Raw genomic sequence first — 22,362 nt, forward strand, 5'->3', positions numbered from 1 at the left:
AAAAGCTGTAACTCTTACAATTGTCCTGCTCATAAATGTAGTCATTTTATCTTTTTGTGAAAATCCTATACAATAGACTATATAGGATTGAAGTTAAGTCTTGGGGAATCCCGCCAAGGCATAACTGATTGAAACGGAGGACTAGTCGTGCATGATGTAGCAAAGTTACAAAAAGAAGCAATGGACATGCTAAAGAAAACAAGTAGAACTTTTTATATCCCAATCACTTTTTTAGAACCAAAACTAAAAAAGGCGGTTGCCTCTGCTTATTTATGCATGCGTGCAATAGATGAGATTGAAGATCATGAATCGCTAAATCCAGAAGAAAAAAAACATATATTAGTATCCACAAGTAAGTTATTATTAGCAGATTTCGACAAGGAGGAATACGAGAAGTTAGTAGGACCCTATCGTGAAATACTGCCCCCTGTATCCATGAGACTAGCGGACTGGTTGGAAATTTGTCCGACTGACTTATTGAAAACGGTAAAAACGTATACGAGTGAAATGGCAGAAGGAATGGCAAAATGGGTAGGTAAGAACTGGCAAGTAAAAACAAGGGAAGATTTAGATGAATATACATATTACGTAGCTGGTTTAGTGGGTGTTATGCTATCGGACTTGTGGAAATGGAGTGCAGGTATTACGACAGACCGTAATTTAGCTATTGCATATGGTCGTGGCCTGCAAGCAGTTAATATTTTGCGCAACAAAGATGAGGATAGCGAGCGAGGGGTACAATTCTTCCCAGAAGGATGGACTCGAGCAGAGATGTTTGACTATGCAGAGGAAAACTTAGCTCAAGCAGATGAGTATATTAAGAGTATAAACCGCAAAAGTATATTATTATTCTGTAAATTACCTCTCGCACTTGCTCATAAAACACTTAATGCATTGAAGAGTGGTAAAGAAAAAATGACCCGCTCTGAGGTAGAGCAAACTGTTGAGGAAGTACAAGCAGAGGTTTAAAGGAGAGGGAGAAGCATATGTTAAAAACTATCGTTTTTGATCAAATAAAACGCGCCATGAAAGAAAAAGATGTGCTAGCTAAGGGAGTATTGACTATACTCAAATCAGCGTTAGATAATGCAGAAAAAGAAAAAGGGTCTGCACTTACCCCGGAAGAAGAAATTGCGATTGTAAATAGAGAAGTGAAACAAACTAATCAAGCTTTAGAGGGTGCAAAAGAAGCTAATCGTGAGGATTTGATAGAAAAAGAAAATGCAAAACTAAAACTACTATCAAGCTTCCTACCGACCCAATTAACAGAAGAAGAAATTGTGAAGTTACTAACGGAAGCCGGTGTTTCAAAAGGCATGAACATGGGAGATGCAATGAAAATTGCCAAACCTTTACTTGCTGGAAAAGCAGATGGATCAACGATGTCTAAAGTAGTGAAAAGCTTACTATAAAAAGGAGGACGCAAATGCGTCCTCCTTTACCGTTCCACTGAATTATTTCGCACGTATAAAAAGCACCTTCAAATAATTACCTTCTTTAAAGAGCGGAGAAGTTCTAAAATCACTTGGAAGAGAGAACTCGTCTTCAATCGAGTATTTTCGATTACTCTCCTTGAAAGCTTTTTCCACAAACGATTTAAACTTTTTCATCCCGAATGTTGCGTTATTGGTAGAAGCTACAATCACACCGTTTTTTTCCGTAATATTAATGGCATCCATTAATAATTTTGTATAATCCTTGGCTGAACTAAACGTATACTTTTTGGAACGGGCAAAACTAGGTGGATCGAGAATAACCATGTCGAAGGATAATTCTTTGCGTTTCGCATACTTGAAATAATCAAATACATCCATCACGATAATATCTTGTTGTTCTACATCAATTCCATTTACTTCAAATTGTTCAGTTGTTTTACTTAAGCTACGTTTTGCAAGATCCACACTAGTTGTTTTCGTAGCACCACCCGCAGCTGCAAATACAGAGAAAGCTCCCGTGTACGAGAATGTATTGAGAACCGTTTTTCCTTTCGAATAGCTATCTCGTATTGTTTTCCGAACATCGCGTTGATCTAGGAACACTCCTACCATTGCCCCATCATTTAAGTAAATAGCAAAGTTTTGCCCATTTTCTTTTACTAGGAGAGGAAATTCTCCGCGGTCTCCTGTGACGAAATCATCATCTTCCACATATTGCCCTTTTGTATCAAAACGTTTCTTTTCATAAATTCCTTTATACGGAGTAGATGCCTCTAGTGCTTCTAAAATCATCTCTTTAAAGGAGTAGATTCCTTCGCTATACCAACTGATTAAATAGTATCCGTCAAAATAGTCAATGATTAATCCACCGATACCGTCTCCTTCACCATTAAATACACGAAAGGCTGTTGTATCGGTATTATGGTAATAGTCATCTCGGTATTTGATCGCAGAAGCTATTTTCTTTTGGAAAAACAATTGATCAATTTTTTCGTTTTCATTTTTTGTTAGAAGCCAGCCAATGCCTTTATTTTGTTTTCCGACATAACCTTTTCCGATAAATTTACCTGATGGATTTTGTAGATTTAAAATTGTTCCTTCTTCAAGAGATTCCGCCTCATGGAAGCCGTCTATCATTAAAATAGGAACGCCCTTTTGTAAATCCTGGGCTAGTGTTTCAGTTACTTTGATTGATATTTCATTTCGCATTATTGTAGTCATCCTTATATGTTTTTTTGTATATTATCTCATACCTATGAGTAAAAACCCTTGATAGTCTTATGGTACAATATACTATACATGCGCAGAGGAAGGAAGTTTGCTATGAAAAAGTCAAAAATAATCCCGCCAATTATGATTGTTGTGGCGGTGTTGGCAACAATTATTTTAAACCAAGAAGAATATTCGGAAGTAACAATTATAAATAAAGTACTTATTATTATAGGAGCGGCTATATTATCTTCCGTAATCGGTTATTTATTATTAGGAACAGTTGTAAATAAAGTTGACCCAAAACCAACTAATAACACAGTGAACAAGACTAATAAGAAAAGTAGGAAAAGAGGATAAAAGGTTTCAAATAAACGACTGGAGTGACCTAAGTGTTAGATAAAGCACGTCAATTATTACAAACTTATTTTGGATACGATTCATTCCGCGAGGGCCAAGAAACAGTTATAAACTATGTATTAGATGAGAACTCTAGCCTATGTGTAATGCCCACTGGAGGTGGGAAGTCTTTATGCTACCAAATTCCTGCTCTTATGTTAGAAGGCACTACGATTGTTATCTCTCCGTTAATCTCCCTAATGAAAGACCAGGTGGATACGTTAATTCAGGCTGGGATTCCTGCAACCTTCATAAACAGTACATTAACAGCAGAAGAAGTAAGAGAAACAATGGAGGAAGTGCAAAATGGCCAATATCGTTTACTGTATATAGCTCCCGAGCGTTTAGAGTCTCCTAACTTTTTAAATCAGTTAAAAAAAGTAAAGGTTCCGTTAATAGCAGTAGACGAGGCACATTGTATCTCCCAATGGGGACATGATTTCCGACCAAGCTATCGTGCTATTCATCGTTTAAAGGATGTATTTACAGAACAACCAACAGTGCTCGCCCTAACAGCAACAGCTACACCAGCTGTGCGAGATGATATATGCCGATTACTACAAATTCAAGAAGATAATACAGTTATCACTGGGTTTGCAAGATCAAATTTAGCATTTTCGGTGGTATTAGGACAGGATAAAAATAAGTTTTTAAAAGAATTTATTAAGAAAAATGCGAACGAGGTAGGAATTATTTATGCTGCTACTAGAAAAACCGTAGATCTGTTATATGATTTACTAAATAGAGCAGGAATTCAAACGGCAAAATATCATGCTGGTCTTCCAGAAGCATTTCGAAACAAAGAACAGGAACGTTTTCTAACAGATGAAGCACAGGTAATGGTTGCAACCAATGCTTTTGGTATGGGAATCGATAAATCCAACGTCCGCTATGTAATTCATTATCAATTACCGAAGAATATGGAAAGCTATTATCAGGAAGCTGGAAGAGCGGGAAGAGATGGATTACCAAGTGAATGTGTCGTTTTGTACGCATCACAGGATGTTCAAACGCAGCGGTTTTTAATTGATCAAGCAATGGATCGTGAAAGAATTCCTCAGGAGCTAGAAAAGCTACAGGGGATGGTGGATTATTGTCACACTGAAAATTGTTTGCAGCAGTTTATCGTTAGTTATTTTGGAGAGCCAGATGCTACAAGATGTGGTCGATGTGGAAATTGCACAGATTCCAGAGAGGTTCAAGACGTTACGAAAGAGGTTCAAATGGTTCTTTCATGTGTAGTTAGAATGGGACAAAGATTCGGTAAGACGCTGACTGCACAAGTATTGACAGGTTCTGAAAACAAAAAAGTGATAGATTTTGGTTTTACGAAGCTATCTACTTATGGAATATTAAAGGGCAAATCATTAAAAGAAGTGTCAGGCTTAATGGAGTTTATGATTGCGGAAGGGTTTCTTTCGGTAAAGCAAGGTAGTTTACCAACTATTTATATATCAGATGCAGGAAAAGAAGTATTATTGGGGAAAAGAGTAGTGAAGCGTAAAGGTGTAGCTGTAACGAAACAAATCGCAAAGAATGATCCGTTGTTTGAAAGACTAAGAATACTTCGGAAAAAAATTGCGGACGAAGCAGGTGTACCACCATTCGTAATTTTTTCTGATAAGACTCTACAGCATATGTGTGCAGAGCGTCCGCAAACCGAAGAACAATTATTAGAAATTCACGGAATAGGTGAAAACAAACGAGAAAAATATGGACAAGCTTTTCTCGAGGAGATTCACAATTATACGACCGTGTAGTTTTTATGAGATACTACTGTAAGATTAGAAGGGACATTAATCTTTTTGGCATCTTCGGTAGAGATTTCAACTATCACCGATTGCTCTAAAATTTTAAAAATAGTGCCTTGAACTTCGTGATCATTACGAGTGAAAGAGATCTTCTCATCAATTTTCCTAGCTGCCACGAAGGGTGAAACTTCCTTAGGTTGTCGTTGGAAACTCATGTGTCTGCCTCTTTTCTAGTTTTATTACGCAATTTGCGATAGTTTAATTATACCATAGTTTTGGATTGAAAATCTGTAAAAGAGATTATAATTACTCGAATACAAGGGAATCATGTCGAAGAGTGCAAATGTTTGAATGGTTATACGAAAAGGGAAAGTATTAATTAAATTAGTTTGTAAGAGGAGATTAAGCATAGTGCATTTTAAAGAATTTAAGCTAGACGAGAAGATTTTACGTGCCATAGAACAGTTAGGTTATACAGAACCAACAGAAGTGCAACAAAAGGTAATACCGGTCGTTTTAGAGAAACGGGATGTATTAGTGAAGTCTAAAACAGGAAGCGGAAAAACAGCTTCTTTTGCGACGCCATTATGCGAGCTAGTAGACTGGGAAGAAAACAAACCCCAAGCTTTAGTATTAACGCCGACACGAGAACTAGCAGTTCAAGTTCAAGAGGATATTACCAATATCGGACGTTATAAACGTATAAAAGGTCTTGCTTTATACGGGAAATCACCTTTCGCAAAACAAAAATTAGCTCTTAAGCAAAAAACACATATTATTGTTGGTACGCCTGGTAGAGTGTTAGACCATATTGAAAAAGGAACACTAGATGTGTCTAAAATCAAGTATTTGGTAATTGATGAAGCCGATGAAATGCTGAATATGGGCTTTTTAGAACAGGTAGAATCTATTATTAAGTTACTTCCAAAAGCTCGTACGACAATGCTGTTTTCTGCAACTCTTTCCGAGCAAATTAAAAAACTAAGTACGAAATACATGAAAAATGCAGTTTCTATTGAAATTGATGCATCTGAGGAAAATGCGCCAGATATAGAACATGTGAAGTATGTTGTAGTGGAGGAGCTAAAGCTTTCCTTGCTTGAAAAGCTAACAATTGTGGAAAACCCAGACAGCTGTATTATTTTCTGTCGTACAAAGGAACGGGTAGAACAGCTCGTTGATGTATTGGATGAAAAGGGCTATACAGCTGACAAAATTCACGGTGGTATGATGCAGGAAGATCGCTTCGAGGTGATGGATGATTTCCGAAAAGGAGAGTTTCGTTATCTAATCGCCACGGATGTTGCTGCTCGTGGGATTGATATTGATGATATCACGCATGTAATTCATTATGATGTGCCATTAGAGCAAGAAAGCTATGTCCACCGTACAGGTAGAACAGGGCGAGCGGGTCGAAGTGGTAAATCAATCATGCTGGCAACTCCTTTTGAGGACAAGTTTGTAAGAGAGATCGAATCATTTATTGGTTTCGAAATTCCTACTGCATCAGAGCCTACAAAAGAGGAAATTGTAAAAGGTCGTGCTGCATTTGACGTGAAAATGCAGGAGCAGCCAGAGATAAAAAAATCGAAAGGCGAACAGCTAAACGCGAATATTACAAAACTGTATTTCAATGGTGGTAAGAAAAAGAAAATACGTGCAGTCGATTTTGTAGGAACTATCGCTAAAATCGAAGGAGTCACAGCAGACGATATAGGAATTATTACGATTCAAGACACAGTATCATATGTAGAAATATTAAACGGCAAAGGTCCACTTGTTTTGAAAAACATGCGAAATACAACCGTCAAAGGTAAACTATTGAAAGTTCATATTGCCAATAAATAAAAAAGAGGCTTTCCACAGCGGAAAGCCTCTTACATGTTGGTGAAATTACCCGTTCCGAGAGGAAAAAGTAGTGAAGCCATAGTAAATATACACTAAGCGCAAGCAAACTCTTCACGAACGAGAGTAAGCTACCGTTGAAAGTGAGTAAACTATACGCAAGCACTAGTAAATCAGAACTAAAGCAAAGCATCTTCAATAAACTTACGATAACTCACCATAATACCATCTGGCAATTGAGTTGGAGGGAAAAACTGAAGACTAATGGATTCATTGCCATCTGCCAAAATCTGTCCGCTATATTCAAAGGTTTTATAAACCGCAGAAACTGAATAGAACGTATCCCCATTTGGATTTTCAATATAATAGTCTGGGCCAGAATAGACTTGGCAAAGCTGAAGTGCTCCAATGTGAAGCCCGGTTTCTTCCAACGTTTCACGTCTGGCTGTATCTTCAAAGCTTTCACCAAGTTCCATTAACCCTCCAGGAAGACCGTAAATACCCGGCTCTCTTTCCTGCAGTAATACTTCCCCTTTATCATTCAAAATGAGCACATTCGATCCAGGTAATATGAGCGGTTGATGTCCTACATATTTTCTTAGTTGTTTATAGTATTCCATATACACTAATCTCTCCAATAAGATTTTATTTAAAATTGTACCTTAATAATGGTACGATAAGAAATAATAATTGAAACTTTCAGTTAGAAATTGCGTAGAAGTAGTAGTTATTAATAATAGAGGATGTGAGCATCACATGACAAAGAAACTGTGGTTTCAAACAGGAGTAGCCATACTACTGACGTTAGTTATTATTCGTATGTTCATCGAAGTCAAAGGCATTTTTTCACCGCTTTTGATAATTGGACAAACGATATTTTTACCTTTACTTATAGGTGGTGTGCTTTTTTATCTATCACGTCCGCTCTTAAATTGGTTGGAATCGATTAAGTTTCCTAGATGGGTTAGTATGCTGTCAGTATTTATTGTAATTGGCCTCCTAGGTTGGTTGTTTTATGCATTAATTGGCCCACCACTTACAAAACAAGTGAATACATTAATTGATAACACTCCAGGTATTGTTAAAGAGGTGGAACAATTTACGAAATATATGCTTTCTCAGAAGGATCTTTTACCAGAAACACTGCAAGAAACGGTAAATGAGGCAACAGGAAAGATTAATGATATAGCGGTTTCAGCGGGCTCATTCCTTATTCAATTTATTCAAAATGTATTCCAAGGAATTTTCTTGCTTGTACTTGTGCCATTTTTCCTTGTGTATATGTTAAAAGATCATGAAAAGTTTGCCCCTTTTGTCTCTAGCTTTTTTAAAGGGGAGAAAAAGACGTGGATACGTAAAACACTAGTTGATATTGATGATACATTACGTTCGTATATTCAAGGGCAATTATTTGTTAGCTTTTTAGTTGGCTTAATGCTATTGATTGGCTACTTTGCTATAGGTTTAGAATATGCTTTATTACTAGCAGTTTTCGGTATGATGATGAATGTAATACCGTTTTTAGGACCATATATTTCAGTAATCCCAGCAATAATTATTGCACTTATCCAAGAGCCTAAGCTGGCAATTTATGTTGCAATTATCATGCTAGTTGCACAACAAATTGAAAGTAACTTTATCACGCCAAATGTGATGGGGAGATCATTGGATATTCATCCATTGACTGTTATTACTATTATTTTAGCGGCTGGAAATATCGCAGGCTTATGGGGAATTATATTGGCTATTCCGACCTACGCGGTGATTAAAGTTATTTTAAAAAATATTTATGCACATAGAGAGGGCATTAAGGACGCTGCTACAAAGTCGGTATAGGAGGAAGAAATGATGAAGTTCCGTTCAAAAATTGATCGGACATTTATTATCATGATGTCGGTTGCACTAGTTATCATTGCGTTAGCGACATTGTGGCCGGTAGCATATGAATTGTTTAATACAAATTCACCTGAATATTTGGCTATCTGGATTATGATTGCTTTGTTTTTAGTATGTACAGCTTTTCTCTTATGGATTTTCTTAGATATCCATTACACATTTTTCGATGACTATTTGTATGTCAAAGGTGGTCCTTTTCGAAGTAAAATAAAATATAAGGATATGACTATGGTAAACGAGTCATCCAATATATTAGTTGGCTATCGCATCCTTTCTTCCAAGGATGCACTAGAAATCCATTATAAATACTCATTAATGGGGAGTATAATAATTTCTCCCGACAATCAAGAACAGTTTTTAGAAGTATTATCACAAAAAGCGCCACATATTGCTAAAGTAAGATTGTAATCATTCTCGTACAAAGAAATGCATTCCAAGATGAATACCAACCATTCATGAAAGAGGTGCACTATGGATAATGATAACTTCAATAAGCCAAGTAATGATTTGATAGGAGATATTCTTAAAGAATATGCAAAAACAGGCGGGATGGATAACTTAAAGGGTACAGGGAAGCCAATATCAGAGGAGTACTTCTCCGGCGACATCTTTCAACACTTCCAAAAAATTGCGAAGGAAGCGGGATTTAAACCACACTGGTTAAAGCTTCAGCATGAGATAAAGGATGAACTGCATGACATTGCGAAAAAATATGCAGCTGATGAAAAAGATGGCCTACAGTTTAGAGTGACAAAAGTGAATGAAAAAATAATGCAGTACAACAAAGCTTGTCCACCACCTATGCAAAAAGGAACGGTTAGATTAGAAACAATAGATACTGCTAGTAGTAGCTGGTAAAAAGGAATCGCCACAAACCTTGAGTTTATGGCGATTTTTTATTTTCCAGGAAATATTCCTAATAAAGATTTGTATTGACGAGCAAGTATGGAACACTTGCCGTAACTGTATATGTATTGATGGGAATAATGGGAATCCCAGTATTCGCTGGGATGAAAGGTGGATTAGGTATAATACTTGGTCCAACAGGTGGATATCTAGTTGCAATAATACCTGCTGCGCTATTTGTTGAGTGGTATTTAGATACATTTCAGTATTCCAAAATACAAGCAATTATTGCCAATACTAGCGCATAAATAGAAATTTAAGAAGCTCGTCGCAGAAAAAATTGCATAGCTCGCGTACAAAAAAGCTTGCTCCAGTGTGGGATATCGGAGCAAGCGTTTTTTTATTTGGGGTATCGTTCTGAACTGAGTGAACGATTTTTTGTGTGGTTGTGGTCTTTTTCATCTAGAAATTCAATGTTTATATCCTCGACAGGGAGGGCATCTACAGTTTGCATGTCCTCATGCATATCAAATAAGCTCTCCTTGGTAGTGCGTACACCATCGGGATTGTCGAGGATCCTTCCAGTTGCGTCCTTGCGAATATCAGTCATTTTTAACCATGTTTAAAAGCATATGACTAAGCGCTTGCTGCTGATCTTTGTCTCCGCTTTTCCACAATTGTTGAAGAACATGTTCTTCTCGGTTACGTGGTTCTTCATGGTTAGCTAAATAGCCAGCTACTTTTTCAGTAGCTTTTGCTAAAGTTTCATCACTAAGTCCCATTTTTTCACCGGCTGCTACTTTTCCAGATAAATACGATTTAAAGCTAGAAAAGTTCTTTAGAATTTCTTCTTTTTCTTCTTGCCCAATGCTATCAAGCTTTGCTTCGATACGATCATCTATATTGCTTCCCAATCTTCCTCACTCCTTTTTATTTGAACTCTTCTTAGGTATGTCCAAAGAGTGAGCAATCATGCATATATTTTATAAAATAATTATTTTACTTGGGGGCAAAAACCACACTTTTGCAAACCGGGTACATCCTTTGAAAAGCAACAGGTAGTTCTCACAGTAGTGTTTAAAAGATCTGCTAGATCTCGATCCTTTAAGTAAAAATGTAAATACTCTTTAGCAGAAAATACCTTCCAAATGACTGGATCCTTTAATAGTTTCCAATCATTTTTCGCTTTGTCTTCTAACGCTGGATTTTCAAAAAACATGTAATAATGCCAAAGTAAGTACCCAAAAACATTTTCCCAGAGTGTTAATGGAGAAATACTGCATTGAGAGCGGAGTTGATCAATAATAGGTGAACATTGTTGCTCCCAAATAAGCTGGACATCCACATCACGTTTTTCATTAACATCTCGAAAAAATTCCTGCGGAGCAAATGTACTTATTGTTTTGTTCCCATATTCGGTCGTACCAAAAAACTGAAGCGTTTCTAGAGGACCATCCCAGATTTCATCATACATTGTCATCATGTAAAACTGCATAGAGATGAACATTCCCACTCTCCTCATAAAGAAAGAAGCGGCAATGGGATCGTTTGGTGCTGAAGAGATTAGTTTAATAATGGGTAGTGCATGAGTGACATTACTCCCTGTGAATAATATTGTTCCACTAGGCTGGGTAAAAACACTATAGTTATTTAATTGTTGGATTTGGGCATTAGATAAGTTTGTCATGTAAATAGTATACAATTTTTTGTACAATTAGTTGACTTTTTAATTGAAAATGATTATCATTACCATAGAGAGTTTCTCTTAATGAAGAAGTTCTAACAGCGACTTTTCTCCAAATCGTAGCTGATATAAGGTGTGCACACCTTAACCCCCTCAAAGTTAAGATAGTGCATGAATATGTAGGTAGCCAGTTAAATGGCTACCCTTTTTTATGAGGATTTTTAATAAAAACCTCTATAATTTTTTAAAAAATAAACTTTATTTTCCAATAAAATATAAACATAGGAAATTACTTGTGAACATATTCACTAAGTATTAACCGTTGACATGTAGTTTAAGAATAACTATAATTTTGAGAATATAAAGATTGTTGGATAAAAATTCAATAATCCTTATCAAAGGGGAAAATACGAAAAGGATGGTGTGTGAAGATGGATTTGAAATCAAGGGCGTTACGATTACATCGTGAAAGTAAGGGAAAGATAGAAGTTGTCTTTAAGGTTCCAATGGACAGCATGGAGGATTTAAGCTTAGCCTATTCACCAGGTGTTGCAGAACCATGTATTGAAATCCATAACAATCCATCCACTATTTATGAATATACCGCTAAAGGAAACTTAGTTGGTGTAGTAACAGACGGTACTGCCGTATTAGGCCTCGGTGATATTGGACCAGGAGCTGCCTTACCCGTCATGGAAGGAAAGGCAATTTTACTAAAAAGGTTTGCTGACGTTGATGCATTTCCGATATGTTTGGACACAAAAAACGTTGATGAAATAGTCCAAATTGTAAAAGCATTAAGTCCAACTTTCGGTGCTATAAACCTGGAGGATATTTCTGCACCACGTTGTTTTGAAATTGAAGATCGTCTTCGCAGTGAACTGGATATTCCGGTATTTCATGATGATCAACACGGCACAGCAATTGTTGTTGGAGCAGGACTTCAAAATGCGATGAAACTTGTAAATAAATCAAAAAATAATGTAAAAGTTGTTATTAATGGTGCTGGAGCTGCCGGAATGGCTATCTTGAGAGTTCTTCTTCAGTTAGGATACACTAATATTATTATGTGTGATTCTACAGGAATTATTTATGAAGGACGAGAACAGGGCATGAATCCTATTAAACAATCAATTGCAAATTTAACGAATCCACTTGGTTTAACTGGTTCATTAAAAGACGCAATGGAAGGTTCAGATATATTTATTGGTGTATCCATAGCTAATTTACTCACAAAAGATTTAGTCCAATCAATGAATCCTGACTCTATAATTTTTGCACTTGCTAATCCTACTCCCGAAATTTCGTATGACCTTGCAAAAGAATTGGGCGTGAGAGTAGTAGCAACTGGTCGATCTGACTATCCAAACCAAGTAAATAATGTATTGGCGTTTCCAGGCATTTTCAGAGGTGCCTTAGATGTGAGGGCAACAGATATTAACGAACAGATGAAGCTGGCTGCTGTTGAGGCGATTGCATCGTTAGTGAATGAAAGCGAGCTTAAAGATGACTATATCATTCCACGAGCGTTAGATGAGAGAGTTGTTCAAGTAGTAGCTGCAGCAGTAAGTGAAGCAGCAATTTCTTCGGGAGTGTCCTTACTTTATCAGCCGGTATTAGAGAGGTAAAAAACCAAAAGAGGATTGACGGCTTATGGAGCTATCGAACCTCTTTTTTTATGTTTATGGAAATAGTTTGTACGATATATAAATTACATAAAACCTCCTACAAAATTGAGAATTGGAACAAAGACCTATTCCAACTAAGCTTCTCAAAATTCCAACTAAACTACCTATTTTTTCAACTAACTCAAATGAGTGCACTAATTTCTGCTTTCGTCAGTTGTGCTTCAGTAAGTTTGAAGGAAAATGAACCAAAAATAATAAAAAAATAGAGTACCGTGAATTTACTCACGACACTCTACATTATTACTGCACTTAGTTAAAGCTTTAGTATTTAATATTTTCGTATAGTAACTATGCAAGAACATACCTAGAATAATAATTCCAAGTCCGATAAGTGCAATCGGTGCTGGTAGAGGCACATGCAGTAAAAACATTTCGCCAATAATAACGAAAATGATTTCGGTAGACTGTGTTGCTTCTACAGCTGCCAATTTCCCTTGATGATCTCGAACTCGGTCCGTTGCCATGAAGAATAATATAGTAGCTATAACTCCCGAACTGACAGCTACAATAAAGGATTGAAATACTTGATCCGAAGATGGTAAGCCTACAGTAAAAACCGCATAAATCCCCAATAAAATCCAAGCGGGCATAGAAGCAACAGTCATACCTAAAACACGTTGAAATGTATCCAAACGTCCATTTAAATGTCCCATCATTTTACGATTCCCTAAGGGATAGGCAAAAGCTGCTACTATCACAGGTAAAATACCTAAAAAGATCATTCGCCAATTGACTGAATCCGTATTTGGAATTTGTATAAGAATGATTCCTATTAATATCAGGAGAGAAATAAATAATGAGACAATAGGGATTTTTTGTTTAATGATTTTATTATCCACTTTTATCATAAATAAGGGTGCAAGTAGAACCCCAGCGACAATCGTGAACTGCCACATTCCTGATATTAGCCAACCAGGTCCATAAGCTGCTGCAAAAGTGAGTGGTGCGTAAAATAATACAAAACCTACGAAGCTCCATAGTAACCAGGCTGCTGGTGCAGATTTTATTTCTTTAAAAGTAGCAGATAAACCTTTTCGATAATAAACAATGATGAATAAAAAAGGCAGCATGAAAAAATATCGAAGGGAGGAGCTCCAAATCCAGCTTCCTCCCGATATTTCCATAGAACGATTAAGTATAAAGGTAACAGCAAAAAACAAAGAGGCTAAAACACCTAGTAATATTTCACGCATATCTGCACCAACTTATGCTTGTTTTTCAAACGATTGAATGATCCCTTTTACAACTTCCGTTGATTTCTCCATTACATCTACAGAGATAAACTCATATTTTCCATGATAGTTTTCTCCACCAGTGAAGACGTTAGGTGTTGGCATTCCCATATAAGAAAGTTGAGAGCCATCTGTTCCTCCACGTACTGGAATAATAAGTGGTTCAATGTCTAATGCAATCATCACATCTTTTGCTGCATTTACAATTTCCATAACGGGAGAAATTTTTTCACCCATATTGTAGTATTGATCGTTTAACTCAACAGAAATAGCATTTTCTCCGTATTCTGCTTTTATTTTCTCAGCTGTATCAAGGAATAATTGTTTTTTAGCTTCGAATTTTTCACGGTCATGGTCACGAATAATATAGCTAAGCTCTGTTTTTTCAGTATCTCCAGTAATATTCATCAGATGAATAAATCCTTCATAACCATCTGTCTTTTCAGGGACAGCATCTGTTGGCATATGAGATTGGAATTTCGTAGCCATCGTAATGGAGTTCACCATTTTGTCTTTGGCAGAACCTGGGTGTACACTTTTCCCGTTTGTGATAACTTTGGCACCAGCTGCGTTAAAGCTTTCAAATTGTAATTCTCCTAATGGACCACCATCCATCGTATAGGCGAATTTTGCACCGAATTTCTCTACATCAAATTTATGCGGACCACGTCCGATTTCTTCATCCGGTGTGAAAGCAACTCGAATTTTACCGTGCTTTACTTCTGGATGCTGGATGAAATATTCCATTGCAGTCATGATAATGGCAATTCCAGCTTTATCATCAGCACCTAGAAGCGTAGTGCCATCTGTAGTTAAAAGAGTGTGGCCAACATAATTTTTTAATTCTGGGAAGTCTTGAACAGTCATGATTGTGTTTTCATTTAACGTAATATCTAGTCCATCATAGCTTTCGATTCGCTGTGGGTTTACATTTTTCCCTGTATAATCTGTAGCTGTGTCAACATGAGCTAAGAAGCCGATTGTTTGAATTTCTTTATCTGTGTTAGCAGGTAAAGTGGCAAAAAGGTATCCATTTTCATCTAATGTAATTTCCTCTAAACCAACAGTAGCCAATTCTTTTTGAAGCTCATGAAGTAAATCCCATTGTCCTTCAGTAGAAGGGCAAGTTGTACTTGAAGCGTCTGATTGTGTATCTATTTTTGCGTAGCGAACTAAACGTTCGATTAAAGTTTCTTTCATGAGATAAAATCTCCTTTCGATTTTGCAAAGCTATTTCCTATTTTATCAGATTCTTTCGACTTACGGAATATCGAATACTAAGTGCGAACATAAATTGTGCCCCGTAATAGGAAATCATAATCAGGGCACCCGAGAAAGGAACTTCAACTATAAACTTATTAATAGCCAGTATGGAATCCGAGAAGATAAATAAAATAGCGCCGAAGATGGCAAACTTATTAGCAGTTTGAAATGCGTTCCAACCCATCGTCAAAATAACTCCAATATACAAAATAACTGCACAAGCTAACACTATATCACCTTGAGACCAAAGGGTTCCTGCTAGCCAAATAACCATCGCTAGTCCATATGCTAATAACAATACGATCACCCACTTAGGAAGTGACATATGCTTGATTTGTTTAAAAGCAAAGATATACCAAATATGCCCGATTAAAAATGTAATAAGTCCGACAATAAACCAATAAATCAATCCATCAGCGAGCATACAAATAGTAAGACCTATTAAAATAAGTGTCTTGTATTTTTTTGACTCTCCGACAGGCTGTAGAAATGCAAATAATATAATGAGTAGCATCGGTATAAGCTTAAAAACAATCTTTGTTGAAACAGGATCAGTTGGAATGAAGAAAATATAAATAATGCCCATAGCCGCGATTAAAACCCCAATAATTTTGCTCCACATAAAATAAACACTTCCTTTCCTTTAAATTCGTCGCAAGAGGAGAAACTCCTGCCTTATTGTATGCAAATTTAAATAAGGAAAATAACAGATTCAATTAACAAGAAACAACCAGTCGGCGATTAAGTAAAGGCAACTGGTTGTTTTAAATTGTTCTGTATAGTTTTTACTTGAGATTTAAACTTAGTAAGCAGTCCAACCAGCATCAGCGGCAATTACCTGCCCATTGACGAAGCTAGACTCGTCAGAGCCTAAGAATACTGCAAGTTGTGCAATTTCTTCGGGTTGACCAACACGTGGCATTGTTCCACTACCAGTTTGCTGACGCCCCATCCCGAATTCGGAAAGGCTAGTCATAGAAGACTGAATATTTGTAGCAACGCCACCTGGTGCGATACCGTTACAACGGATACTCGAGTTTGCATACATATAAGCTGTATTTTTAGTTAAGCCTGTAACAGCGTGTTTAGACGCAGTATACGCTGCACCAGCACGAGCACCACGTAACCCTCCTGCAGAGATGTTGTTCACGATTACTCCATGTCCTTGTTCTAAGAAAATATTAGTGGCAATACGCATTGCACGCATAACACCAGTCGTATTCACTGCGAATACTCGATCCCATTTTTCATCGGAAATTTCCCCAACAGGCTCCATTCCATCCATGATTCCAGCATTATTTACTAAAATATCTAATTTACCGAATGCATCTTTTGTTTCAGCGAATAAGTTTTCTAAATCAGCAAGTTCTGCCACATTTGTACGGTTAGCAATTGCTTCACCGCCAGCTGCTTTAATAGCTGCAGCTACAGTTTCTGCACCTTCTAAATTGTAGTCGGAAACAACGACCTTCGCACCTTGTTTTGCATAAGCTTCTGCAATAGCTTTGCCCATACCTGAAGCTGCACCTGTAACGATAGCTACTTTGTCTTGTAATCTCATTATCATTTCCTCCTTATTTTTTATCATACAGTTGTACAATAACAGTATAATTTATAATGTAAACGCATTCAATCAACAGTTTTCACAATTATTGTATAATATTAAACAGATAATGATATATGTGTTCGATAAAGGAGAGATATTTTTGAAAGCAAATGATTTAAGAGTCGTAAAGACAAAGAAAGCTATCTATCAAGCCTTAACTCATTTATTGAAAGATAAGCTTTTAACAGACATCAAAGTATCTGAGCTATGTCGAGAAGCAAGTATAAATAGAGGAACTTTTTACTTTCACTATGAAGAAGTTGGTGATGTTTTTAAGGAGTTTTTTGAAGAGGTAATTAGAGATTTACAAGAATCGTATAAAGAACCTTATAAGCATATTTCTGCAGTCCAATTAAAAAATTCAGCTTATAAAAATTTAGATCCAAAAACGGTTCGTATTTTTCATCATGTCAAGAAGTTTGAAGATTTCTATCGCATTATTTTATCAGATAATGTATCGACAGCTTACTATTACATGTTCTTTGATGCAATTCGCACTAATTTTATAGAGGATAGTAAAATTGGGATATACGACGAATCAAAAAAATTTGTCTATTCCTATATGACCAATGCTATTATAGGGCTAATTATTGAATGGCATAGAAATAATTTTGACGAGTCCGTTGATGACATGAATATTCATTTAGTCGAAACATTGAATGTTTTAAAGTGAAGTTAGAAAATAGGGTCATAGAAAAATAGCATAAATTAGTTGGAGGTATTAATTTGTCGTTAAAAGTAGGAGATATTATTACATTTGAACGGACTTTCGGAATAAAGGATGTTGAATTATTTACAAAGGTTTCAGGTGATGAGGGGATACATCACCTAACTCCGGATGAGCAGGGAAGACTTGTAGTTCAAGGATTACTAACGGCAACTCTACCAACAAAAGTAGGTGGAGACCATAACGTGCTAGCTCGTACCATGAATTTTGAATTTATAAGACCAGTATTTACTGGTGATTCAATCATTTGTGAGGTAACAATCGAGCAATTCGAAAAGCAGGATAATAGAACACGTATTACTGCCTCTTTTAAATGTATTAATCAACATGAAAAGGAAGTATTAAGAGGGAATTTTGCTGGAGTAATTTTATAAGCAATACCCTGTAGGGTGAACCTATATTTTAACTGGGTAAAAATACGGATATTAGAAGTGTACAAAAAAACTCACCCCTTAGGATGAGTTTTTTTGATCTTGCACTGCCCATATAGTTACTTGCGTACAGTTTTTAAAGCAGTTGTCCAAGGAATAACTTGGTCTAGCATTTGGTTTACTGAATCTGCTTGAACTGCAGCTGGTTTGAAGTCTGTACCATTTTCGAAATCTGTGAATAATGATAGTGCAGGATGTACACGTACATGCGCTACTAATAATTCACTTAAAATACCACGTAAATGTTCTGTTGCACGAGCTCCACCTACTGAACCGTAAGATACGATACCTGCAGCTTTGTTGTTCCACTCGTCACGTAAGTAATCTAAAGCATTTTTAAGTGCACCTGTAATAGAGTGGTTGTATTCTTGAACGATGAATACGAATCCGTCTTGTTTCGCAATGATTTCTGACCATGCTGCTGCACCTGATGCATCGCCGCCTGCTTCACCTAAAAGTGGTAATTTGAAATCTGCAATGTCGATAATTTCATATTCTGCGTCTCCACGCTTGTCCGCTAGTTCTTTTACCCATGCTCCAACTTGTGGACTAACGCGTCCTTCACGTGTTGAACCTAAAACAATACCAATTTTCATCATGTCATTTCCTCCTGTTTGTTCTTCATTTGAATTTTGTCCGAATAATTTTTGCAAAAAGCTCATGTTTATACCTCAAATCATTATCTATTTTTTTGTGACAGTTTTTCATCGAGTGATAAATTAATCGGGTTAGCTAAGACAAAATAAACACCGATTGCTAAAAAGACTAATTCTAGTTCGTATCCAGCTGAAACACCATCGCCTAATAATCCTAATGATAATTTCGCTGAGAAAATTGCTCCTAGCATTATTACCGCAAATAGAGCACCAATTACTCGTGTTCCAAGCCCAATTATTAATAATAAACCACCAACTAATTCAATAATTGCAATTGCGTATGCTAAAGCTCCTGGTAAACCCAGTGAATCAAAATATCCAACTGTATTTGAAATACCTCCTTGGAATTTTGCTATGCCATGCATTAAGAACGTAAATCCAAACACGACACGTAAAATAAGTGTTGCAAGTTGTTGCTTTTTCATAATTATAAATCCTCCAAATAAGTTACTTAACGTAACCTACTATAATATAGTTATTACCTAAATACAATACATTTGCTTACAAAAAGTAATTTAAACAGAAAAAAAATGATTTTCTGCATATTTACCAGAAAATGCTCGATTGAAGAAAGCTATAGAAATGTGAGGAATATCAAAGAAAAACAAGCATCCTGATGGATACTTGTCATTGTAAACTATTTTTGCCAAGGTGGATTGTAGGATACATACGTTCCTGCTATAAAGTCATGAATTGCTCGTTTGTCTTCGCGAAAACCTACCATAAAGGCACTAACAATAACACCAATCCCTAAAGTGAGTGCGTATATGAAACCAGCTACAAAATGTCGCATAATCATAGTCCATAAACTAACATCCGTATCATCTAATTTCACGACCCGAATACCAAGGATTTTCTTTCCTACAGTGTATCCAACCCAAAATGCAGGGAGTAATATGAAATATAAATATGATCCCAAGGTAGTAAACCATGTATCACCGTCTCCAAAAATAAGATAACTTATAATGGCTAACGGTAAACCCATAATAATACCATCTAATATACTGGCACCAAATCTAATCCAAAAACCAGCTGGGTTCAATTTATTTAGCTCCTTTCATTAACCTATAAAGCAGAGTCATCGACACTATTCAAATATTCCTCAATCGAACCAATGACGGATTCCACACAACCATCCTCAAATGGAGAAATTAAATTTGCTTCTGCTACCAATTTAGTGAAAGATTTCGATCCACCAAGCTGACAAAGGTGTAAATAATCCTTCCAAGCAGCTTCATGATCCTCTCTTGAACGTTTCCAAAATTGGAATGCACAAATTTGAGCAAGTGTGTAATCGATATAGTAGAACGGGCTAGCATAAATATGTGCTTGACGTTGCCAGAACCCACCAGCCTCATAGTAACCATTTCCATCATAATCGCGGTGAGGTAAATAAATCTTCTCAATTTTCTTCCAAGCGGCCTTACGCTCAGCAGGAGTCATCTCCGGATTTTCATATACCGCATGTTGGAATTCATCCACTGCAACACCGTATGGTAGGAACAGAAGTCCGCTACTTAAATGTGCAAATTTATATTTGTCCGTTTGATCCTTAAAGAATAATTCCATCCATGGCCATGTAAAGAATTCCATACTCATCGAATGTATTTCACAAGACTCAAAAGTTGGCCAAACATACTCAGGAATCCCAATGTTACGACTTGTATACACTTGGAAAGCGTGGCCAGCTTCATGTGTTAGAACATCAATATCTCCTGATGTACCATTGAAATTTGAGAAAATATATGGAGATTCATAGTTATCGATAAACGTACAATAACCACCAGCTTCTTTTCCTTTTTTCGCAACTAAATCCATTAAATCACGGTCAATCATAAATTGGAAAAACTCTGCTGTTTCAGGAGATAGCTCCTCATACATTTTCTTTCCATTTTCCACAATCCACTCTGGAGAACCTTGTGGAGTTGCATTGCCACTAAGGAAGTTGAATGGTTCATCATAATACTTTAGGCTTTCTACGCCAATCCGTTTCGCCTGGCGTTCATAAAGCTTCGTCGCAACAGGAACAATATAGTCACGCACCTGGTCACGGAAATTTTTAACCATCTCTGCATTGTAATCGATACGATTCATCCGGATATAGCCGAGCTCTACAAAATTTTTGTACCCAAGTGTCGTTGCAATCTCATGGCGAACTTTTACTAGTTGATCATAAAGGTCATCAAATTTCGCTTCGTTTTCGTGGAAAAATCCGCCACTAACCTCTCTAGCTTTTTTACGTGTTTCACGATCTATCGATTCCGTGTGTGGCCCTAGCTGTGCGAGTGTTAATGTCTCTCCATTAAACTCCACCTGTGCAGATGCAACTAGCTTCGAGTAGTCGGAAGAAAGTTTGTTTTCCTTTTGCATTAGCGAAATAATTTCCGGCGAGAATGCTTTGATTTGGAAATCTGCCAAGTCAAACAGCTGACTGCCCCATTTTGTTTCTAATTCATCTCGATATGGTGATTCCACTAAAGCCTTGTAATATTCAGTAATCATTTCTTCAATCTCAGGGTTCGTCTCATCAAAATAATCGCGCTCTTTTTGATAGAACTCATCGTTCGTATCGATAGAGGCACGAATATAAACTAAGTTTGCCTGAGTAGAATAGTTATTGCGGAAGTCATTGAGATGCTCAATTGCTTTACTCTGTTCTTCTACTGATGACGCCTCTTTAAATTTAGTTAATAACGTTTGAAATGTAGCTTTGTCCTGCTGTAAATTTGGACGTTTGTATTCATAATCCTTAAATGTAACCAATGGAATTCCCCTCTCTGTCGTTTCGATTTCCGAAACGTCTTATTTATATTGTTTATTATTTTCAGATAAATTGCAATCAATATTTGTGGATTGACATATAATAAACGATAATATATATTGTTTGTAAATAAATAAACAAAGAATGGTTGTGTTTGTAAATGGATATATCGGAGTTAATGTGGAATGCATCTTCAGAACAACTGAAGAAAGGTTATATCGAAGAGGAAGAAGTATATGTGTGCCTATTGTGTGGAAGTAAAGTAGAAAAAGGATTTATTTATCCAAAGAATAATATGTTGTATGAAGCAGAAAAATTCATGAAGTTCCATATTGAAGAAGAGCATGAATCGGTTTTTCATTATCTAATAGGGTTAAACAAAAAGTTGACAGGTTTAACTGATCACCAAAATAGCCTATTGCGTCTATTTTATGAGGGGAGAAGTGATGTAGAAATACAGAGCGAACTAGGAATTGGAAGCTCTTCAACAATTCGCAATCATCGTTTCGTGTTAAAAGAAAAAGAGCGACAAGCAAAAGTATTTTTAGCGATGATGGAATTGTTAAAGGAAAAGGATAATCACGCTCCTACTTTCTTACCTCTTCATAAAACAGCAACGATGGTGGATGATCGCTATAACATCACGCAAGAGGAACAGGAAGATGTCGAAAAGAAATTCTTTCCGGATGGTCTTGATGGTCGTCTGATGAAATTTCCCAAGAAGGAAAAGCAGAAGCTGGCAACGTTACGGGTCTTAATTCAAAGATTTGAAAAAGAAAAAACCTACACGGAAAAAGAAATAAATCATGTCCTAAAAAATGCATATGACGACTTCGTAACTTTAAGGCGTTATTTAATAGAATACGGATTTTTAGATAGAAAAGACGATGGTAGTGCATATTGGGTAAAAAACTAAACTAAAAGGATATTTT

At 36.6% G+C, this 22,362-nt stretch carries 26 protein-coding genes; 13 read left to right on the top strand and 13 right to left on the bottom strand.

Annotation, left to right across the window (positions count from 1 at the left end; genetic code table 11):
- Nucleotides 1–147 precede the first annotated feature (147 nt).
- Both ACIQX2_RS04970 and ACIQX2_RS04975 read left to right on the top strand, forming a co-directional pair.
- Nucleotides 148–969, top strand: coding sequence for a squalene/phytoene synthase family protein (locus tag ACIQX2_RS04970; RefSeq protein ID WP_402847550.1), 822 nt, complete (start codon nucleotides 148–150; stop codon nucleotides 967–969).
- Between the two features lie 17 nt (nucleotides 970–986).
- Entirely contained in the window at nucleotides 987–1,412 is a 426-nt protein-coding gene (locus tag ACIQX2_RS04975; RefSeq protein ID WP_402847551.1) for a GatB/YqeY domain-containing protein, read from the top strand.
- Nucleotides 1,413–1,454: 42 nt separating this feature from the next.
- Here ACIQX2_RS04975 and ACIQX2_RS04980 read toward each other — a convergent pair whose 3' ends face one another.
- A complete protein-coding gene (locus tag ACIQX2_RS04980) occupies nucleotides 1,455–2,645 on the bottom strand; it encodes a class I SAM-dependent rRNA methyltransferase (RefSeq protein WP_402847552.1) in 1,191 nt (396 codons plus the stop codon).
- 114 nt (nucleotides 2,646–2,759) lie between these two features.
- Between ACIQX2_RS04980 and ACIQX2_RS04985 the strand changes: the two genes are divergently transcribed.
- The gene (locus ACIQX2_RS04985; protein WP_402847553.1) at nucleotides 2,760–3,005 is read left to right on the top strand and encodes a hypothetical protein; all 246 of its coding nucleotides are present in this window, start codon (nucleotides 2,760–2,762) and stop codon (nucleotides 3,003–3,005) included.
- Between the two features lie 32 nt (nucleotides 3,006–3,037).
- Nucleotides 3,038–4,804 carry a DNA helicase RecQ gene (gene recQ, locus ACIQX2_RS04990; protein WP_402847554.1) on the top strand — a complete coding sequence of 589 codons (1,767 nt, stop codon included), beginning with the start codon at nucleotides 3,038–3,040 and terminating at the stop codon, nucleotides 4,802–4,804.
- On the opposite strand, the gene ACIQX2_RS04995 is transcribed toward recQ, so the two are convergent.
- Entirely contained in the window at nucleotides 4,789–5,010 is a 222-nt protein-coding gene (locus ACIQX2_RS04995) for a DUF2187 family protein (RefSeq protein ID WP_093062995.1), read from the bottom strand. The two genes, recQ and ACIQX2_RS04995, sit on opposite strands and share 16 nt — an antisense overlap.
- Nucleotides 5,011–5,206: 196 nt before the next feature.
- On the opposite strand from ACIQX2_RS04995, the gene ACIQX2_RS05000 reads away from it, so the two are divergent.
- A complete protein-coding gene (locus tag ACIQX2_RS05000; protein WP_402847555.1) occupies nucleotides 5,207–6,643 on the top strand; it encodes a DEAD/DEAH box helicase in 1,437 nt (478 codons plus the stop codon).
- A gap of 176 nt (nucleotides 6,644–6,819) precedes the next feature.
- Here ACIQX2_RS05000 and ACIQX2_RS05005 read toward each other — a convergent pair whose 3' ends face one another.
- Nucleotides 6,820–7,260 carry an NUDIX hydrolase gene (locus ACIQX2_RS05005; RefSeq protein WP_093062996.1) on the bottom strand — a complete coding sequence of 147 codons (441 nt, stop codon included), beginning with the start codon at nucleotides 7,258–7,260 and terminating at the stop codon, nucleotides 6,820–6,822.
- A gap of 136 nt (nucleotides 7,261–7,396) precedes the next feature.
- On the opposite strand from ACIQX2_RS05005, the gene ACIQX2_RS05010 reads away from it, so the two are divergent.
- The 4 genes from ACIQX2_RS05010 (at nucleotide 7,397) to ACIQX2_RS05025 (ending at nucleotide 9,690) form a co-directional block, all read left to right on the top strand.
- Nucleotides 7,397–8,476 carry an AI-2E family transporter gene (locus ACIQX2_RS05010; RefSeq protein ID WP_402847556.1) on the top strand — a complete coding sequence of 360 codons (1,080 nt, stop codon included), beginning with the start codon at nucleotides 7,397–7,399 and terminating at the stop codon, nucleotides 8,474–8,476.
- A gap of 12 nt (nucleotides 8,477–8,488) precedes the next feature.
- A complete protein-coding gene (locus ACIQX2_RS05015; RefSeq protein ID WP_402847557.1) occupies nucleotides 8,489–8,944 on the top strand; it encodes a PH domain-containing protein in 456 nt (151 codons plus the stop codon).
- 63 nt (nucleotides 8,945–9,007) lie between these two features.
- Nucleotides 9,008–9,394, top strand: coding sequence for a DnaJ family domain-containing protein (locus tag ACIQX2_RS05020; RefSeq protein WP_402847558.1), 387 nt, complete (start codon nucleotides 9,008–9,010; stop codon nucleotides 9,392–9,394).
- A gap of 74 nt (nucleotides 9,395–9,468) precedes the next feature.
- The gene (locus tag ACIQX2_RS05025; protein WP_402847559.1) at nucleotides 9,469–9,690 is read left to right on the top strand and encodes a biotin transporter BioY; all 222 of its coding nucleotides are present in this window, start codon (nucleotides 9,469–9,471) and stop codon (nucleotides 9,688–9,690) included.
- Between the two features lie 294 nt (nucleotides 9,691–9,984).
- Here the strand turns inward: ACIQX2_RS05025 and ACIQX2_RS05030 are convergent, their stop codons facing one another.
- Both ACIQX2_RS05030 and ACIQX2_RS05035 read right to left on the bottom strand, forming a co-directional pair.
- Nucleotides 9,985–10,296, bottom strand: coding sequence for a DUF3243 domain-containing protein (locus tag ACIQX2_RS05030; RefSeq protein WP_402847560.1), 312 nt, complete (start codon nucleotides 10,294–10,296; stop codon nucleotides 9,985–9,987).
- An 80-nt stretch (nucleotides 10,297–10,376) separates the two neighbouring features.
- On the bottom strand, nucleotides 10,377–10,889 hold the full coding sequence (locus ACIQX2_RS05035) for a hypothetical protein (protein ID WP_402847561.1): 513 nt from the start codon (nucleotides 10,887–10,889) through the stop codon (nucleotides 10,377–10,379).
- Between the two features lie 608 nt (nucleotides 10,890–11,497).
- On the opposite strand from ACIQX2_RS05035, the gene ACIQX2_RS05040 reads away from it, so the two are divergent.
- Nucleotides 11,498–12,694, top strand: coding sequence for an NAD(P)-dependent malic enzyme (locus tag ACIQX2_RS05040; protein WP_402847562.1), 1,197 nt, complete (start codon nucleotides 11,498–11,500; stop codon nucleotides 12,692–12,694).
- Between the two features lie 278 nt (nucleotides 12,695–12,972).
- Here the strand turns inward: ACIQX2_RS05040 and ACIQX2_RS05045 are convergent, their stop codons facing one another.
- The 4 genes from ACIQX2_RS05045 to ACIQX2_RS05060 form a co-directional block, all read right to left on the bottom strand.
- On the bottom strand, nucleotides 12,973–13,947 hold the full coding sequence (locus ACIQX2_RS05045) for a DMT family transporter (protein ID WP_402847563.1): 975 nt from the start codon (nucleotides 13,945–13,947) through the stop codon (nucleotides 12,973–12,975).
- 12 nt (nucleotides 13,948–13,959) lie between these two features.
- Nucleotides 13,960–15,186, bottom strand: coding sequence for a peptidase T (gene pepT, locus ACIQX2_RS05050; RefSeq protein WP_402847564.1), 1,227 nt, complete (start codon nucleotides 15,184–15,186; stop codon nucleotides 13,960–13,962).
- 37 nt (nucleotides 15,187–15,223) lie between these two features.
- The gene (locus tag ACIQX2_RS05055; protein ID WP_402847565.1) at nucleotides 15,224–15,871 is read right to left on the bottom strand and encodes a lysoplasmalogenase; all 648 of its coding nucleotides are present in this window, start codon (nucleotides 15,869–15,871) and stop codon (nucleotides 15,224–15,226) included.
- A gap of 180 nt (nucleotides 15,872–16,051) precedes the next feature.
- A complete protein-coding gene (locus ACIQX2_RS05060) occupies nucleotides 16,052–16,810 on the bottom strand; it encodes an SDR family oxidoreductase (protein WP_402847566.1) in 759 nt (252 codons plus the stop codon).
- A gap of 145 nt (nucleotides 16,811–16,955) precedes the next feature.
- Between ACIQX2_RS05060 and ACIQX2_RS05065 the strand changes: the two genes are divergently transcribed.
- Complete coding sequence (locus tag ACIQX2_RS05065) at nucleotides 16,956–17,528, top strand: TetR/AcrR family transcriptional regulator (RefSeq protein ID WP_402847567.1); 573 nt, start codon at nucleotides 16,956–16,958, stop codon at nucleotides 17,526–17,528.
- 53 nt (nucleotides 17,529–17,581) lie between these two features.
- Nucleotides 17,582–17,956, top strand: a complete 375-nt coding sequence (locus ACIQX2_RS05070; RefSeq protein WP_402847568.1) for a hotdog family protein — start codon at nucleotides 17,582–17,584, stop codon at nucleotides 17,954–17,956.
- Between the two features lie 116 nt (nucleotides 17,957–18,072).
- Here ACIQX2_RS05070 and ACIQX2_RS05075 read toward each other — a convergent pair whose 3' ends face one another.
- The 4 genes from ACIQX2_RS05075 to ACIQX2_RS05090 form a co-directional block, all read right to left on the bottom strand.
- Nucleotides 18,073–18,675 carry an NADPH-dependent FMN reductase gene (locus ACIQX2_RS05075; protein WP_402847569.1) on the bottom strand — a complete coding sequence of 201 codons (603 nt, stop codon included), beginning with the start codon at nucleotides 18,673–18,675 and terminating at the stop codon, nucleotides 18,073–18,075.
- 17 nt (nucleotides 18,676–18,692) lie between these two features.
- Complete coding sequence (locus ACIQX2_RS05080) at nucleotides 18,693–19,094, bottom strand: DoxX family protein (RefSeq protein WP_402847570.1); 402 nt, start codon at nucleotides 19,092–19,094, stop codon at nucleotides 18,693–18,695.
- 212 nt (nucleotides 19,095–19,306) lie between these two features.
- Nucleotides 19,307–19,711, bottom strand: a complete 405-nt coding sequence (locus tag ACIQX2_RS05085) for an RDD family protein (protein WP_402847571.1) — start codon at nucleotides 19,709–19,711, stop codon at nucleotides 19,307–19,309.
- Between the two features lie 23 nt (nucleotides 19,712–19,734).
- Nucleotides 19,735–21,432: a M3 family oligoendopeptidase gene (locus ACIQX2_RS05090; RefSeq protein ID WP_402847572.1), complete on the bottom strand. Its 1,698-nt coding sequence runs from the start codon at nucleotides 21,430–21,432 to the stop codon at nucleotides 19,735–19,737.
- Between the two features lie 158 nt (nucleotides 21,433–21,590).
- On the opposite strand from ACIQX2_RS05090, the gene ACIQX2_RS05095 reads away from it, so the two are divergent.
- A complete protein-coding gene (locus tag ACIQX2_RS05095) occupies nucleotides 21,591–22,346 on the top strand; it encodes a DUF2087 domain-containing protein (protein ID WP_402847573.1) in 756 nt (251 codons plus the stop codon).
- Nucleotides 22,347–22,362 lie beyond the last annotated feature (16 nt).

Origin of the sequence: Psychrobacillus sp. NPDC096623 (assembly GCF_044762655.1) — a bacterium.
Lineage (GTDB): Bacteria > Bacillota > Bacilli > Bacillales_A > Planococcaceae > Psychrobacillus.

Excerpts from the sequence above, each read along its gene's own strand:
- ACIQX2_RS05055 (WP_402847565.1), bottom strand. The coding sequence starts at position 15,871 with ATGTGGAGCAAAATTATTGGGGTTTTAATCGCGGCTATGGGCATTATT.
- ACIQX2_RS05080 (WP_402847570.1), bottom strand. The coding sequence starts at position 19,094 with ATGAAAAAGCAACAACTTGCAACACTTATTTTACGTGTCGTGTTTGGA.
- ACIQX2_RS05060 (WP_402847566.1), bottom strand. The coding sequence starts at position 16,810 with ATGAGATTACAAGACAAAGTAGCTATCGTTACAGGTGCAGCTTCAGGT.
- ACIQX2_RS05005 (WP_093062996.1), bottom strand. The coding sequence starts at position 7,260 with ATGGAATACTATAAACAACTAAGAAAATATGTAGGACATCAACCGCTC.
- ACIQX2_RS05020 (WP_402847558.1), top strand. The coding sequence starts at position 9,008 with ATGGATAATGATAACTTCAATAAGCCAAGTAATGATTTGATAGGAGAT.
- ACIQX2_RS04980 (WP_402847552.1), bottom strand. The coding sequence starts at position 2,645 with ATGCGAAATGAAATATCAATCAAAGTAACTGAAACACTAGCCCAGGAT.
- ACIQX2_RS05035 (WP_402847561.1), bottom strand. The coding sequence starts at position 10,889 with ATGTTCATCTCTATGCAGTTTTACATGATGACAATGTATGATGAAATC.
- ACIQX2_RS05010 (WP_402847556.1), top strand. The coding sequence starts at position 7,397 with ATGACAAAGAAACTGTGGTTTCAAACAGGAGTAGCCATACTACTGACG.
- ACIQX2_RS04995 (WP_093062995.1), bottom strand. The coding sequence starts at position 5,010 with ATGAGTTTCCAACGACAACCTAAGGAAGTTTCACCCTTCGTGGCAGCT.
- ACIQX2_RS05040 (WP_402847562.1), top strand. The coding sequence starts at position 11,498 with ATGGATTTGAAATCAAGGGCGTTACGATTACATCGTGAAAGTAAGGGA.
- ACIQX2_RS04985 (WP_402847553.1), top strand. The coding sequence starts at position 2,760 with ATGAAAAAGTCAAAAATAATCCCGCCAATTATGATTGTTGTGGCGGTG.
- ACIQX2_RS05095 (WP_402847573.1), top strand. The coding sequence starts at position 21,591 with ATGGATATATCGGAGTTAATGTGGAATGCATCTTCAGAACAACTGAAG.
- ACIQX2_RS05045 (WP_402847563.1), bottom strand. The coding sequence starts at position 13,947 with ATGCGTGAAATATTACTAGGTGTTTTAGCCTCTTTGTTTTTTGCTGTT.
- ACIQX2_RS05015 (WP_402847557.1), top strand. The coding sequence starts at position 8,489 with ATGAAGTTCCGTTCAAAAATTGATCGGACATTTATTATCATGATGTCG.
- ACIQX2_RS05075 (WP_402847569.1), bottom strand. The coding sequence starts at position 18,675 with ATGAGCTTTTTGCAAAAATTATTCGGACAAAATTCAAATGAAGAACAA.
- pepT (WP_402847564.1), bottom strand. The coding sequence starts at position 15,186 with ATGAAAGAAACTTTAATCGAACGTTTAGTTCGCTACGCAAAAATAGAT.
- ACIQX2_RS04975 (WP_402847551.1), top strand. The coding sequence starts at position 987 with ATGTTAAAAACTATCGTTTTTGATCAAATAAAACGCGCCATGAAAGAA.